15 protein-coding genes and 1 tRNA gene are annotated in these 14,751 nt (G+C 55.2%); 14 read left to right on the forward strand and 2 right to left on the reverse strand.

The window, feature by feature from the left end; translation table 11 throughout:
• Window positions 1-96: 96 nt before the first annotated feature.
• The 6 genes from hisD (at window position 97) to HEQ17_RS07030 (ending at window position 5,413) form a co-directional block, all read left to right on the forward strand.
• Window positions 97-1,416, forward strand: a complete 1,320-nt coding sequence (hisD, locus tag HEQ17_RS07005) for a histidinol dehydrogenase (RefSeq protein ID WP_296292066.1) — start codon at window positions 97-99, stop codon at window positions 1,414-1,416.
• Window positions 1,413-2,198 carry an SDR family NAD(P)-dependent oxidoreductase gene (locus HEQ17_RS07010; RefSeq protein ID WP_296292067.1) on the forward strand — a complete coding sequence of 262 codons (786 nt, stop codon included), beginning with the start codon at window positions 1,413-1,415 and terminating at the stop codon, window positions 2,196-2,198. Before hisD ends, HEQ17_RS07010 begins: the two co-directional genes overlap by 4 nt.
• A 9-nt stretch (window positions 2,199-2,207) precedes the next feature.
• Entirely contained in the window at window positions 2,208-3,230 is a 1,023-nt protein-coding gene (locus tag HEQ17_RS07015) for a LacI family DNA-binding transcriptional regulator (RefSeq protein WP_296292068.1), read from the forward strand.
• Entirely contained in the window at window positions 3,227-4,291 is a 1,065-nt protein-coding gene (locus tag HEQ17_RS07020) for an ester cyclase (protein WP_296292069.1), read from the forward strand. Before HEQ17_RS07015 ends, HEQ17_RS07020 begins: the two co-directional genes overlap by 4 nt.
• Window positions 4,266-4,709 carry an ATP-binding cassette domain-containing protein gene (locus tag HEQ17_RS07025; RefSeq protein WP_296292070.1) on the forward strand — a complete coding sequence of 148 codons (444 nt, stop codon included), beginning with the start codon at window positions 4,266-4,268 and terminating at the stop codon, window positions 4,707-4,709. Before HEQ17_RS07020 ends, HEQ17_RS07025 begins: the two co-directional genes overlap by 26 nt.
• A gap of 101 nt (window positions 4,710-4,810) precedes the next feature.
• On the forward strand, window positions 4,811-5,413 hold the full coding sequence (locus HEQ17_RS07030; protein ID WP_296292071.1) for an alpha/beta fold hydrolase: 603 nt from the start codon (window positions 4,811-4,813) through the stop codon (window positions 5,411-5,413).
• Here HEQ17_RS07030 and HEQ17_RS07035 read toward each other — a convergent pair.
• Window positions 5,410-6,453: a LacI family DNA-binding transcriptional regulator gene (locus HEQ17_RS07035; protein ID WP_296292072.1), complete on the reverse strand. Its 1,044-nt coding sequence runs from the start codon at window positions 6,451-6,453 to the stop codon at window positions 5,410-5,412. The genes HEQ17_RS07030 and HEQ17_RS07035 overlap by 4 nt on opposite strands.
• A 125-nt stretch (window positions 6,454-6,578) precedes the next feature.
• Between HEQ17_RS07035 and HEQ17_RS07040 the strand changes: the two genes are divergently transcribed.
• From HEQ17_RS07040 to HEQ17_RS07075, 8 genes are all read left to right on the forward strand, one after another.
• Window positions 6,579-7,892: a sugar ABC transporter substrate-binding protein gene (locus HEQ17_RS07040; protein WP_296292073.1), complete on the forward strand. Its 1,314-nt coding sequence runs from the start codon at window positions 6,579-6,581 to the stop codon at window positions 7,890-7,892.
• Window positions 7,893-7,900: 8 nt separating this feature from the next.
• Window positions 7,901-8,773, forward strand: coding sequence for a carbohydrate ABC transporter permease (locus HEQ17_RS07045; protein ID WP_296292074.1), 873 nt, complete (start codon window positions 7,901-7,903; stop codon window positions 8,771-8,773).
• Between the two features lie 315 nt (window positions 8,774-9,088).
• The gene (locus HEQ17_RS07050; RefSeq protein WP_296292075.1) at window positions 9,089-9,655 is read left to right on the forward strand and encodes a carbohydrate ABC transporter permease; all 567 of its coding nucleotides are present in this window, start codon (window positions 9,089-9,091) and stop codon (window positions 9,653-9,655) included.
• Between the two features lie 19 nt (window positions 9,656-9,674).
• Entirely contained in the window at window positions 9,675-10,742 is a 1,068-nt protein-coding gene (ugpC, locus tag HEQ17_RS07055) for a sn-glycerol-3-phosphate ABC transporter ATP-binding protein UgpC (protein ID WP_296292076.1), read from the forward strand.
• A gap of 35 nt (window positions 10,743-10,777) precedes the next feature.
• The gene (locus HEQ17_RS07060; protein ID WP_296292077.1) at window positions 10,778-11,941 is read left to right on the forward strand and encodes a cupin domain-containing protein; all 1,164 of its coding nucleotides are present in this window, start codon (window positions 10,778-10,780) and stop codon (window positions 11,939-11,941) included.
• Entirely contained in the window at window positions 11,938-13,095 is a 1,158-nt protein-coding gene (locus HEQ17_RS07065; RefSeq protein WP_296292078.1) for a cobalamin-independent methionine synthase II family protein, read from the forward strand. The genes HEQ17_RS07060 and HEQ17_RS07065 overlap by 4 nt, the downstream gene beginning before the upstream one ends.
• Window positions 13,092-13,898 carry an aldolase/citrate lyase family protein gene (locus tag HEQ17_RS07070; protein WP_296292079.1) on the forward strand — a complete coding sequence of 269 codons (807 nt, stop codon included), beginning with the start codon at window positions 13,092-13,094 and terminating at the stop codon, window positions 13,896-13,898. The genes HEQ17_RS07065 and HEQ17_RS07070 overlap by 4 nt, the downstream gene beginning before the upstream one ends.
• A gap of 356 nt (window positions 13,899-14,254) precedes the next feature.
• Entirely contained in the window at window positions 14,255-14,587 is a 333-nt protein-coding gene (locus tag HEQ17_RS07075; protein WP_296292080.1) for a hypothetical protein, read from the forward strand.
• 71 nt (window positions 14,588-14,658) lie between these two features.
• On the opposite strand, the gene HEQ17_RS07080 is transcribed toward HEQ17_RS07075, so the two are convergent.
• Window positions 14,659-14,751: transfer RNA gene (locus tag HEQ17_RS07080), tRNA-Ser, on the reverse strand.

Below are 14,751 nucleotides of genomic sequence, written 5' to 3' on the forward strand. Positions count from 1 at the left end.
AGATTTCCCGGATGCAAAATTGCATACGTATGCAATTCATTGACAATTGAATCCCAAGCACCCCCCCCCATTAACTCAGCAAAGGTTCAACCAAAGATGATCAGATACCTCAAACGCGGAAAAGATGCCCAAGGCCGTGCCGATGACGATGTGCAAGTGCGCGCCACGGTGGAGCGCATCTTGAAAGATGTTGAGCAGCGCGGTGACGAGGCCGTGCGCGAGTACAGCCGCAAGTTCGACAACTGGGACCCGTCCAGCTTCACGCTTGCACAGGGCGACATAGAAGCAGCCGTCAAGAAGCTGTCCCCCCGCGAATTGGAAGACATTCAGTTTGCCCAAAAGCAAATCCGCAACTTCGCGCAGATCCAGCGCGACAGCATGAAAGACGTTGAAGTTGAAACCATGCCCGGCGTAGTGCTTGGCCACCGCCACATCCCGGTAAACGCAGCAGGCTGCTATGTGCCCGGCGGCAAGTACCCGCTCATTGCTTCGGCCCACATGAGTGTGCTCACGGCCAAAGTGGCTGGCGTCAAGCGCGTGGTATCCACCGCCCCCCCGTTTGAGGGCGCGCCCCACCCTGCCATTGTGGCGGCCATGCATTTCGCTGGCGCAGACCAAATTCTGGTTCTTGGCGGCGTGCAGGCCGTGGCAGCGATGGCCATTGGCACGCAGTCGGTCGAGGCAGTCGACATGCTGGTCGGTCCGGGCAACATGTTTGTGGCCGAAGCCAAGCGCCAGTTGTATGGTCGCGTAGGCATTGACTTGTTCGCAGGACCCACAGAGACGCTTGTGATTGCCGATGAAACAGTAGATGGGGAAATGTGCGCTGTGGACCTGCTGGGGCAGGCCGAGCACGGCCCCACCTCCCCATCTGTACTGCTGACCAACTCGGAGAAGCTGGCCCACGATACCATGGCCGAAATTGAGCGCCAGCTCAAGATACTACCCACCGCAGCCATCGCGGCGAAGGCGTGGGACATCTATGGTGAAGTCATCGTCTGCGACAGCTATGAAGAGATGTTGGCCAAGGCCGATGAGATCGCCTCTGAACACGTGCAGGTGATGACCCGCGACCCAGACTACTTCTTGACCAACATGACCAACTACGGCGCGTTGTTTCTGGGGCCGCGTACCAATGTGAGTTTTGGTGACAAATGCATCGGCACCAACCACACGCTGCCAACCAACAAGAACGCACGCTACACCGGCGGCTTGTGGGTTGGAAAATTCCTCAAGACTTGTACGTACCAAACGGTGTTGACCAACGAAGCATCTGCCATGGTGGGTGAATACTGCTCGCGCCTGTGCCACATGGAGAACTTCGCCGGGCACGGCGAGCAGGCCAACCTGCGGGTGCGGCGTTACGGCACGCGCGCCGAGGTGCCCTGGTACCAACCGGTGCCAGCACTGCCATGAATGCCGCCACCCACCGCACCCCACACCTGCGCACACCGTCATTCCGTCTTGACGGACGAACCGCGCTGGTCACCGGAGCCGGTCGTGGCATTGGCTCGGCCGCATCTCATGCGCTGGCCCAGGCCGGTGCGCATGTGTTTCTGGTGGCGCGCTCAGCGGGCGAGGTCGAGGCAGCCTGCTTGGACATCCGGGCTAATGGCGGGAAGGCGACGCCGGGCCAACTCGATGTGTCCGATGCCGCCGCTGTAAAGGCTTACATCGAGCAAAACGGGCCATTCGACATTCTGGTCAACAACGCTGGCACCAACCGCCCGTCACTGATCACCGACATGCATGACACTGACTATGACAGTGTCATGGGGCTGAATGTTCGCGCCACCATGTTCGTCACCCGCGAGGTGGCACGCGGCATGATTGCTGAGGATCGCGGCGGCACCATCATTACGGTGTCTAGCCAGATGGGTCATGTGGGTGGTCCCAAGCGCAGTCTGTATTGCGCCAGCAAGCACGCGCTGGAGGGCATGACGAAAGCTTTGGCTTGGGAACTGGGGGCTCATCGAATTCGGGTCAATACCGTGTGCCCGACGTTCATCGAAACTCCCATGACCGCGCCCATGCTCGCCGACCCCCAATTCCGCGCCTTTGCCGAGTCCGGCACGGCCTTTGGCCGGGTAGGACAACTGGAAGAAATCATGGGGGCCTTGGTGTTTCTGGCCTCGGATGCCAGCACGCTGGTGACGGGGTCTGCGCTGATGGTTGATGGTGGCTGGACGGCACGGTAAAGGTTCATCATGGTCGCAGTCACCTCTCTTGACGTTGCCCGCCTGGCCCAGGTGTCTCAGTCTGCCGTGAGCCGGACCTACACGCCTGGCGCCAGCGTGTCCGAAGTGACACGAGCCAAAGTGGAGGACGCTGCCCGCAAACTAGGCTACCGGCCCAATGCCATCGCGCGCAGCCTTATCACGCGGCGCAGCCACATGATTGCCGTGGTCATGTCTTATTTGGACAACCATTTCTACCCGGTGGTTCTCGAAAAGATCTCGCAAAGACTCCAGCGTGATGGGTACCACGTGTTGCTCTTTATTGCCGATACCCGCGATGTCGATACGGTTTTGTCCGACATTCTTCAATATCAGGTGGACGGCCTAGTGCTGGCATCAATATCGCTTTCCAGTGCCCTTGCCTTGCGGTGTTCCGAGGCCGGAATTCCGGTGGTGTTGTTCAACCGCACGGCGCGCGAAAGCCAGAACTGCAGCTCGGTCACAAGCGATAACTACGAAGGTGGTCGGCTTATCGCACGTCACCTCGTGGAGACTGGGCATGAACGCATCGCGTTCATCGCGGGAACCGAGGACACCTCCACCAATCTGGACCGCGAACGTGGCTTTCTGGACTGTCTGGCAGAGCATGGGCGCCGCTGTTTCGCCCGGGCAGTGGGCAACTATGATTTTGAACAAGCCAAGACTGCTGCCAGGCACTTGTTCGCAGGCTCATCATTAAACCGCCCGGATGCCCTTTTTGTCGCCAATGACCACATGGCGATTGCCGTGATGGACACCTTGCGCATCGAGCTTGGGCTTCGTATTCCTCTTGACTTGAGTGTGGTCGGCTTTGATAACGTTCGGCAGGCGGCCTGGGGCTCTTACCAGTTGACCTCGGTTGAGCAAGATGCCGACGCCATGATTGAGGCCACCACGCAGCTCCTGTTGAACCAAATTGATGGTGAAGTAAAAAGCAGTTCTGTGGTGCTGCCAGCGCGTCTGGTGGTGCGCGGCTCGACGCTGCGAAGAAACTCCCTGAAAGGGAAAAGATGAATCCGCTTGTCACTCCTGCAGCCATTGAGTCTCGGACGTTTTGGCAGTCTGGAGCCATGCGCGGGTTTCAAACGGAGTTCAAGAATCTGGACCACTACATCCGGGTCATCACGGATCGGATCTGGGAAAAAAGGCGCATTGACGATATCAGGCTCTACTACAGTGATCCGTGCATCGTCGAAACCACCCTGAGTGTTTCTACCTCCATAGACGATGTGATCGCAGGGACACTCGCCACGCTGGCCATGTTTCCGGACCGCCGCCTGTTGGCCGAAGATGTCATCCAGTCAGGGGATGCCCAGGGTGGGTACTTGAGTTCGCACCGGATCATCTCCCCCATGACCCACTTCAGCGACGGAAGTTTTGGCAAGGCCACGGGTCGCAAAGTACACGCGCGCACGATTGCCGATTGCGTTTGCAAAGACAACCGCATCATTCACGAATGGCTGGTGCGAGACCATGCCGCCATTGCCCTGCAAATCGGCACCACACCGCGAGCCTTGGCTGAAAGTTGGCTGAAGCAGCGCGGCGGATGGCACAAGCCATCAGCCGGTCTGCCACCAGCCGGCTACGTACCGCACGTTGAAAATAACGAGCATGCGCAACAGTTTGCGTTAAGTGTGCAAGGTTTTGTGATGGGTGGAACCCAGGTCGAAACCACCTATGACGATGCGGCCCAAAGCATTGGTCCAGGCGAGCAAACCGCCTATGGCCACACCGAAATCAGCGAGTTCTGGCACAGTGTGTTTGGTGGCTTTACCATTAATAGTTACGCCCTCGAACACTTGGCATGGCAAAGTGATGCCGCCCAAAGTGGCAAGCCCGACCGGGTGGCGATGCGATTCAGGGCCATTGGCAACTATTTGCAATCAAAGAATGCTCATAGCCATCGTGACTACTCAGTTGCTCGCTATGGAAAAGATAGCGCACAGGAAATTGAACTGCTCGGAATTGTGCATGCCGAATTCCGAGATGGACGCGTGATTCGGCAATGGGTTCTGTTGGATGATGTAGCGATCTGGATGCAGATCCTAAATGCCGCAGCGCCGCCTGCCAACTGACTTCATCGCTAGCCTATTCACGCCTCAAGACTTCACCGTGGCACGCATTGAACTCAAGAAAATCGTCAAACAATGGGGTGACGCGGTTGGCGTCAAACGCATGTCACTGGATATTGCTGATGGTGAGTTTCTTATGCTACTGGGCCCGTCGGGCTCCGGCAAGACGACAACCATGCGGATGGAGGCGAGACTGGAAAACTCCACCTCGGGCGACGAATCGATGGGCATTGCACCAGCGAGTCAGAAGCTCACAATGCGCAGCTTGGATTTCTGGCGTTGCGAAAGCAGCCTGATTCGTGAGAACTGGTTTCTGGTCGACTGGTTGAACGTCTACAAGCAGATTGGAGTGGGTGTACTGGCCCGCATGCGCGAGTTCAACAAGGCACGATTTTTTCAAAATTTCCAAGGCTCCGCATGAAACCAACGCTTCTTTTGCTGCCAGGCACTCTTTGCGATGGGAGGATTTTCAATGCTTTGAAGTGGCGGCTGAAGAAGGTCGTAAATGTGCAGGTTGCAGACTTGCAAAACTATAGCGATACGGATGCGCTGTGCAATAAATTGCTTGGGCAGCTACCGGAACACTTTTCGATGGCAGGGTTTTCGCTGGGTGGGCTTTTGGCGCTTGAGCTGCTGCGACGCGCACCTGTGCGTGTTGAACGCATCGCCCTGATTGCAAGCAATGCCCGAGCGGGTAGCAAAGTTGGCCACCGCAAAAGTAAAACCTTGAAGAACCTCTGGTTCAGCGCAGGTCCAGTCAAAGTCTCTAGCCTTGTTTTGCCCAACTATTTTCACCACGAAATTTCGCGCCAGCGCCACGCGAACTTGGTGCAAGACATGGCCTTACGTACACCTCGCAGCGCGGCGTTTGCCCAGTTTGATTGGGCGGCGCATCGCCCCGATGGGCACGCCGTGTTAGCCGCTTTTGCGGGCCCGGTGTTGGTGGTGAGCGGTGCCAAGGACCGGCTTTGCCCACCACCCTGGCAGAGAGAATTGGTTGAAGCGCAGCCCCGGGCGCACTGGATCGAATTGCCTCGCGTCGGCCATTTCGTTCCGCTGGAAGCGCCAACATCTTTGGGTAAGGCTTTGCAAGGCTGGCTGCACACCCAAGGCGCAGCCAACTAAAGCACTTGCGCCTGCGGCAACAACTGGGCTGAACCGCGCTCTATCAAGGTACCAGGCATGAGTAATTGGGGATGTGCCACATTCATTTCATCCACACTCTGACGAAACATCAGGCATGCAGCGCTTGCCATGTCTTCAGTGGGTTGGCGCACGGTAGAGAGCAAATAGGCAGGTCGGCGGCCAGCCGGGATGTCGTCAAACCCAACCACAGAAACATCTGTGGGCACGCGCATCATCAGCCCAAATCGAGCAGCATCCAGCACTCCTAAGGCCATAGCGTCGTTGGCGCAAAAAATGACCTCGGGCCGCTTGCTGTCCGGATTCGCCTTGGACGGGCCAAGCAACTTAATGCCTGCCGCATGACCTGATTCGTAGTGGTAGTCCCCCTCAAATTTCTGGACCTTTTTGACCCCCAATTCCGCCAGTCGAGCAAGGAAATTGTTGACGCGCTCGGACGACACCGGCGCCTCGACAGGGCCAGTGACTACGGCAAATCGACGGTGGCCCGCTGCAAACAGGCGTGAGGCCAGCAAACGGGCAGCGCTCGCGTGGTCACAGACCACACTCAGCGTCTTGGGGTCCGGGCTGTGCCGGTTGAAAAAGACGACCGGGCGCTGGCGTAAATGCGCTCGTGCGAGAGCAGCAACCGGCAAGCCTACACAGGACAAAATTCCGTCAACGCCAAACGCCAGGGCTTTGTCTAAAGCAGCGCTGCCCTCCAGTTCATGGGTGCACGGGAAAAGCAAAGGATGAAAGCCCTGCTGCAGCAAGGATTGGTCGAGCAAGATCAACACCTCAGGCGTATCCCGCTGCGTCGCCTCTGTCAGCAACACGCCTGCCAGCCCGGAGCGCTTCGTAATCAGGCTGCGGGCCACTGCATTGGGTTGGTAGCCCAGCTCAGTTGCAGAAGCTAGAACCCGTGCCCGCGCAACTGCCGAAATCGGCGAGTCAGCCTGAAAGGCGCGCGATACCACCGCCTGCGATACCCCCGCGTGGCGCGCCACGTCGTAGGAGGTTGGAGAATTAAACTTTCTCCTCATTTTGAAATCGAATTCATATCAGGGTATTCCCGAAAAGTTATTGATGTAAATCAGCTTCTAAAGTGTAATTTGAAAATAAATTTTATCAAGTTTGTGAATTCGAATTCAACCCTAAGGAGAAAATCATGAAACGTCGCGGAATTCTTCAAGCCACCGCAGCTGGTATTGGTGGTGCCATGGCTCCTTGGGCGCTGGCCCAGGGCACGGGCGCTCTGAAACCGGGCAAGCCCTACGCAGGAACTGAAGTCAATTTGTTGACGGTTGTTGCGCCCCAGTTCAAAGCCCACGAGGCCAGGTTGGCAGAGTTTGAAGCGCTTACGGGAATCAAGGTCAAGTACCAATATGTGCCGTTCGCCAACACCCGCGAGAAGCTCACCGCCGAGCTGGTAGGACAAAGCTCCCAATACGACGTGCTCAGCACCATGGATGTCTGGGGACCGTCGCTCTACAACCTGTTTGAACCCCTCAACGGCATGCTCGCTGAGAAGAAGATTGATATCGAGTCGCGCTACCCCTATGCCCACGTAAGAGCCTCTCGCGACGGCAACGGCAATGGTAAAAACATTCTTGGCTTCCCTATCCGTGGGCATGTCCAGTTGATGTTCTACCGCAAGGACATTTTTGACAAGCTGGGCTTGAAGGCACCCAACACATGGGATGAGATGGTTGAGCAGGGCAAGCTGATTTCCTCGAAAACAGACCTGTCCGGCGTGGCCATGTACTACGGCAAGACAGCAGGCCAAAACCTGATGATCTGGTTCAACTACCTGTGGGGTGGCGGCGGCGATCTGCTGGATGCTAAAGGCCAGCCCGCCTTCAACAGCCCGGCCGGTATTGCCGCTACGCAAGCCTACATCGACGTCATGCTCAAGCACAAGGCAGCGCCAGCGGCGTCTGCGTCATTCAACGAAACGGACGCGGTGAACTCTATGGCCCAGGGCAAAAGCGCCATGGTGCCGGTTTGGTGGTGGCGCTATGCCAGTCTGGTTGACCCCAAGGTATCGACCCTCAAACCCGAGCAGGTTGCATTTGCGCCCTTACCAAGCATGCCCGGTAAGCCAAACACCACGTACACCAACACCTGGTTTTACGGCATCAATAAGCACTCCAAGAAAAAGGCAGCCGCCATGGAGTACCTGACCTGGCTTTCCAACCCTGAAATTGAACGGGGTGTCTTGCTGGACAAGAGCATGAACGAAGTTGTGGCGATGCAGACCAAAAACCTGCTCGATGCGGATGTGAATGTGCGCTACAAAGGCATGCATGTCTTTGCGGCACAGGCACTCAAGGGTGCCAAGGGCACACCGCTGTTTTCGCAATGGCCTCAGGTCAGCGACATTCTGGAGGCCAGCATCAGTGAGCTGGCCTCAGGCAAAGCACAGGTCAAGCCAACGCTGGATGGTGCAGCGGCCCGTGTACGCAAAGCCATGCGTGCGTGATGAGCCGAATGCGCGTTCCTGTTCACTGGGTGCTGCTGGCACCCGCACTGCTGTTCGTGGGTGCCATGGCCTTTTTCCCGCTCGGATACTCGCTGATCCTGAGTTTCCGGGAGTGGAAACTGGCCAAGAGCAACACAGCAGGTGACTTTGTCGGCATTTCGAATTACACCAACCTGCTCACCGATGACCCGGACTTTTTTGAAGCCATCCAGGTCACGGGCATTTTCATCGCGGCTGATGTGTTGATCACCGTGGCTGTGGCCCTTGCAGGTGCGTTGTTATTGCACCGAGCCGGTCGGCTCAATTCTTTGGCTCGCACATTGTTGATCCTGCCATTTGTCATGAGCCCGGCCTTGATCGGCATTTCATTCCGGTTCTTCCTGAATGCCGAGTACGGTGTTTTGGCGTATGCAGTTGGCTGGCTGGTGCCGGCCATGAAAGACACGGTTTGGCTGGCCGACTCCACATTGTCGATGGCGGCTCTTGTGGTGTCTGATGTGTGGCACTGGGCACCCTACATGATGCTGGTCATGCTGGGCGGCCTCGCATCCATTCCTGGCGAAACCCAAGAGGCCGCCCGCATTGACGGAGCCTCCAGTTGGGCTGTTTTTCGCGACATCACTTGGCCGCAGCTTTTGCCCGTCGTTAGCGTGATCCTGGTTCTCAAAACCGTGTTTGCCCTCAAGGCGTTCGACACCATTTACACACTGACCAATGGTGGCCCGGGCAACTCCACCAAGACGCTGGCGTATTTTGTTTACGAACAAGGCTTCAACTATTACGACATGGGGTACGCCGCAGCTTCAGCCTATTTGCTTACCGCGGTGTTGCTGGTCATGGCGGGTTTTTACCTGCGGCTGATTTTTTCGAAAACCCGATAAGACATGATGACTGCATCAACTATTCAATCCCCGTCCCTCATCACCGGCTATCGATCTCCTGCAGATGAGGTGGTTCGCCACTGGCTAAGGCAACTGCTGGTGTTCATTGGCATTTGCGCCATCCTGCTGCCGATTGCCTGGATCACCCTTACGGCGTTCAAATTGCCGCGAGATGTTTACACGTTGGACACGGCTTTCATCTTCACGCCGACCCTCGAGAACTTTTACACAGTGTTCCAACACCCCTGGAACCTGGGCTCCAAGATCATCAACAGCTTCGCTGTTGCGGGGGGCACCGTGTTGCTGGCGATACCCATGGCCACCATGGCTGCGTATGCTTTTTCCCGGTTTGATTTTCGTTTCAAGCGGACTATTTTTTTGATCGTTATTGCATCGCAATTCATTCCCGCCGCAGTCATCGTGTTGCCCTACTTCCTGATGTTCAAACAGTTCGGTTTGTTGGATACCCGCACCGCCCTGGTGCTGGTCAACATGTCCATCGTGTTGCCTTATGCGGTTTGGATGATGAAGGGTTTCATCGACGCGGTACCGCTTGAAATTGAAGAATCGGCCATGGTGGACGGTGCGCACCGCGCACGTGTGATTTGGGAGATCGTCGTGCCGGCAGCACTGCCCGGCATCATCACCGCGGCCGTTTTCAGTTTCACACTCACGTGGAACGAGTTCCTCTTCGCCCTCATCATCAGCAAGCAGGATGCGCTCACCCTGCCCATTGGCCTGATCGGTTTCAGAACCGAGCGCGGCGACCTTTGGGAGCTGATGGCGGCCGGGGGCATTCTCATCACGGCACCCATGTTCATCATCTCCCTGCTTGTACAAAAGCAATTCATTCAGAGCCTGACCGCTGGCTCAGTGCGGTAAGTTCCAGTCGGAAATCCCCATGACACAAATTTCACTTCGCGGTCTGCACAAAACCTTTGGTACCACTCATGTGGTGCGTGACCTCAACCTGGACATCGACGACCAGGAATTCCTTGTTTTGTTGGGTCCTTCAGGCTGCGGCAAAACCACCACCATGCGCATGGTGGCCGGGCTTGAGCAGGCCAGCCATGGCGAGATTGCCTTTGACGGCAAACGTATTAACGAGATACCAACCCAGCAGCGCGACGTGGCTATGGTGTTCCAGAACTATGGCCTTTACCCCCACATGACCGTGGCTGAGAACATTGCCTACCCGCTGAAGCTGCGTGGCGTCAGTACCGCTGACCGTGAGGCCGCAGTGCGTAAGGCAGCGGGCCGGGTTGAATTGGACCCGTATCTGCACCGCCGCCCACGCGAGTTGTCTGGTGGACAACGTCAACGGGTGGCATTGGCACGCAGCATTGTGCGTACCCCAAAAGTGTTCCTGATGGATGAGCCCTTGAGCAACCTGGATGCCAAACTGCGCGTTGCCATGCGGGCTGAAATCAAGCACCTGGCCTACGAGTTGCAAGTCACCACCATCTATGTGACGCACGACCAAGTGGAGGCCATGACGCTGGCGAACCGGGTGGCGATCATGAAGGACGGGGTCATCATGCAACTTGCCTCGCCGGAAGAAATCTACAACGATCCAGTCAACCTTTATGTTGCTGGTTTCATTGGAAGCCCTGCCATGAATTTGTTGGCTGTCAATGCGCAAGGCGGCGCAGTCACGGCTGAAAACGGTGTCCCAATCAAGGTTACTGCACCGAGGCAGGGCGCACTCACCATGGGCATTCGCGCTGAAGACATGCAGATGGTCTCCAACGAGGAGGCTAACTTTTCAGCAGAGATTTATGCCTTTGAGTTGATGGGTGACTCGACCATGATCACCTTCAAGTTTGGGCAAGCCGGGGTGGCAGTCAAGGGCGACAAGAACCTCAGGCTCAAGTTCGGCGACCGTGTGGGTGTGCGCATTGACACTTCACGGCTTTACTGGTTTGACAATGAATCCGGGGAAAGAATCCGATCAACACTTGGCCGTTGAATTCGCAGACTGTGCACCAACTCTCAAAGAAACTCATGCAGACTCCTTCACAATTAAAAAATCGGTTCATACCTTTCTCAAGCCTTGAATACTCCACAGAGGCTTTCATCGATTACTGTATTCCTGAATGCTCACCTAAGAAAAATTACGCTCTGATAGGGCCCGGTGTTTCTCAAAATCCTAACCAACCGGTCAGTCTGCGTGAAAAGCACGGATTTCAAGTAGGGGGTGTTTCAATGCCACCGGGGAAAATCAACCCACCTCACATGCATTTCACCGCAGAAGTATTCATGTGTACCAAGGGCCAATGGGATCTTCAATGGGGCTTTAATCCAGAGCCCTTGAAGGCGCGCCTTGGTCCCGGTGACATTGCGAGTGTCCCAACCTGGATTTATCGAGGATTTCAAAATGTGGGGGAGGATGAGGGTTTCATGTTCACGGCCTTGGGCCAAGATGACACAGGCGGTATTTTGTGGGGACCGCAAACATTGCAGGCAGCTCGCGCTCATGGTGTCCACCTGACGGAGGATTACAGGATCATTGATGAGAATTCAGGGCAAATCTGGAATTCGAGCTCCATGAAGCGACTGCAACCGATGACCAATACGGAAATCAGTCAACTGAAGCATTGGCCGATTGAGGCAATGAAACAGCGAGTGGTGCGCCATTCCGAATTGGACTGGCAGTCGGACGCGCTTTTGGATGCTGTTGCTGATGCTGGTGGCGCTCAAATGGCCCCTGTGATTGGCTTGGGAATGAGTCAATCAAGATCTCACTGCGCGCCGATTCACAATGCTCATGGATTTTCCATCGAATGGTTACGAATACCTCCAGGGGGGCATGTAGCAGCCCATACTCTTTCAGAAAAGCAGGTGCTGTCCATCTATCAGGGGTCGCTGGCAATTCATGTCTCCTCTGATGTTCAAACCACAGCTCAAATGATTGCAACTGATCCCTTGTGCATTGCTCACGGACATTCTGATGCTTGGGACAGTTTTGCAATGCCAGGCGAAGTATGGCGATGTCTCCGTAATGTCGGTGATGTTCCTGTTGCGGTGCTGGTGATGACGCCAGGTGATTCGCGCAAAATAATCCAATGGGTACCTGAAGTGGTGGATGCCGCAGGTCGAGCAGGCTATTCAATCGATGCCAATGGATATGTCGCCATGAAAAGATTTACTGATAGGTCACAACGATGAATAATACCAATCGCATATTGACAACCCTGGTGGGCAGTCTGCCCAGGCCTGAAGCAGTTGTGGAGCAACTCTTCGCCCAAGACAGCGGTCTGAATTACAACGAGCAGCAGTTCGACAAACTCATGAAAGCTGAGGTGCTCAACGTAGTGACAAAGCAGAAGGACTCAGGTGTCGACGTCGTGAGCGACGGCGAGATGAGCAAAATCAGTTACGCGACCTATATCCGGCATAGGCTGACAGGTTTTGAAATTGGCGAAATGCCCCGCGCAACCCCTAAAGACCTCGATGATTTTCCTGACTTTAAAGAGCGACTCGCCAAATTAGGCGCTACGCCCAAATACCACAGACCTATTTGTACTGGCCCAATTGCCGTCAAAGACTTAAGTGGCCTGCATAAGGACATCGACAACCTCAAAGCAGCATGTCAAGCGTCAGGCGTTGAACGAGGCTTCATGAACAGCGCCTCACCCGGTGTGATCGCCGTTTTTCAACCGAATCAATACTACGCCAATCACGAAAAGTATCTGAGCGCATTGGCTGATGCCATGGCAGCAGAATATGAAGCTATTGTGGCTTCCGGTTTGGAGTTGCAAATCGATGCCCCTGACTTGGCGATGGGCCGGCACATCCGGTTTCGTGACGCAAGTGATACTGAGTTCATGACCGCTGCTGAGCAGCAGGTTGAGGCCCTTAATCATGCTTTGCGCAACGTGCCCGCAGAGCGTGTGCGAATGCATATTTGCTGGGGCAACTACGAGGGGCCTCATCATCATGACATCGAACTCAAACGTATCATTGGCTTGGTTTGCAAAGCTAAACCTGCAACCATTTTGTTTGAAGGCGCTAATCCGCGCCATGCCCATGAATGGGAAGTCTGGGCGGATGCTCAGAAAAAAGGGCAATTGCCAGACAATAAAATTTTATGCCCTGGTGTACTGGACTCCGTCAACAACTTCATTGAGCATCCGCGCTTAATTGCGCAAAGACTGTTGACATATGCCAACATTGTTGGGCGCGAAAGAATCATGGCCGGAACAGATTGTGGTTTTGGCACGTTTGCTGGTTATGGCGCAATTCACCCCTCTATTGGTTTCGCGAAACTCAAGTCCATGGCCGAAGGTGCAGCCATGGCATCTCAGGATCTCTGGTCATGACAACACATGGAATTCATCCACTCGACACCCGTTTGAAAGAGGCCCTGCACAGCGGCAAAACTTTGCGAGGTGTTTTCAATGGACTTGCCTCACCTGCGATTGTCGAAATGTGCGCTTACGCAGGATTTGACTTCGTGGTTTTGGACAATGAACACGGAATCGCAGATCTTGAGGTGACAGAAAACATGCTGCGTGCAGGTCGTGCCAGCGGTATTCCCATGGCTGTGCGCTGCTTAGAGCATGACATTCCTCGCATCCTAGATGCTGGGGCAGGTGGATTGAAGATTCCGATGGTCAATACCCCAGAACATGCTGCGGCTTTAGTGCAACGCGTGAAATACACTTTGCCACCCCATAGCTCAGGCATTCGTGGTGCGAGAGGCAGTGCTTTTAGCAGTCGCGCTGCAGGATACGGCGCGTTTGGCGGGCCCAGCCATACACAACGTAGTAACGATGGCATTGCTTTGATCGTGATGATCGAGACACCGCAAGCCGTGGCCAATGCCGCTGCGATTGCCGCTGTGCCAGGCGTTGACAGTGTGTTCGTCGGCCCCAATGACCTGGCGCACAGCATGGGATGTGAGAACCGCTGGAGCGAACCAGCTGTTCAAGCGGCTATTGAAAGCACGCTGAAAGCAGTCGCCGCAGCTGGCAAATGTCCTGGCATTTTGGCTTTGACACCCGAAGAAGAAGACCGTTATGCATCTTGGGGAGCACGCTATTTTGCGAGTACGACTACTGGGCTCATCACCAAAGCTTTTCGCGAAGCGGTACAAGGCAACAAGAAAAATTTGGAATATTGATTTGTAAGCTCAGATGGTTCGCCTGTGCATTGAGCTTGAATCGCTTGGTAGTGTTTAGCCTCGGTAAGCATCTTTTTTATCAAAGTACCCAGCTAAAGACCCGCTGGATTCAAGCTCAGTGAGAACTTTAGAACGCGCCTAACCGCCACTGGCATTCTTGAGACCATTTTTCGGGCTCATACTGGTGTGCAGCATCGCATAAAACCGCGTGCTATCGGTACGGTTCAAATTCAGTTTTTGGCATAACCAACTTGATGGGGCGATTTCCCTCAATGCTAGCTCGCTGAGAAAAAAAACCTAGCCAACCGGTATGAACCTATATGAAACCACTGCATATAGGCATCAAGGAGCAAGCCATGGCTACTAACCAAACCACGCCTTCGAACCCACGGGCTGAAAAAATAGGCGACGTGCTGGACGCCCTGTCCAGTGGCATCGCCAAAACCGCTGCCTTCGAACCCAAGTTCGAGCCCCAACTCCTGGTTCCAGAGGTCCCAGCCGAACCTGCCCGCCAACTCCTGACCGAAATAATGCTCGCCGATCGTTGGGTGTGTTCAGTCGCACGCCTTCAGCGCTGGCGCACCGTCGGCGAGGGCCCGCAGTACTTGAAGATCGTGGGGAAGGTCTTGTACCGGCTCAAAGACATTGAGGCCTATGAAGAAGCCTGTCTGATCCGGAAAGTGATCTAGGAGCGCACCCAAGGAGGCCCCGAACGGGTTGTAAATTGTTCGAACGACTTGGAATCAGTTCGAAATAGTCTTGGCGGAAACGGAGGGATTCGAACCCTCGATGAGGCTCTACACCCCATACTCCCTTAGCAGGGGAGCACCTTCGGCCACTCGGTCACGTTTCC

Source organism: Limnohabitans sp. (genome assembly GCF_023910625.1).
Classification (GTDB): Bacteria; Pseudomonadota; Gammaproteobacteria; order Burkholderiales; family Burkholderiaceae_C; genus Limnohabitans_A.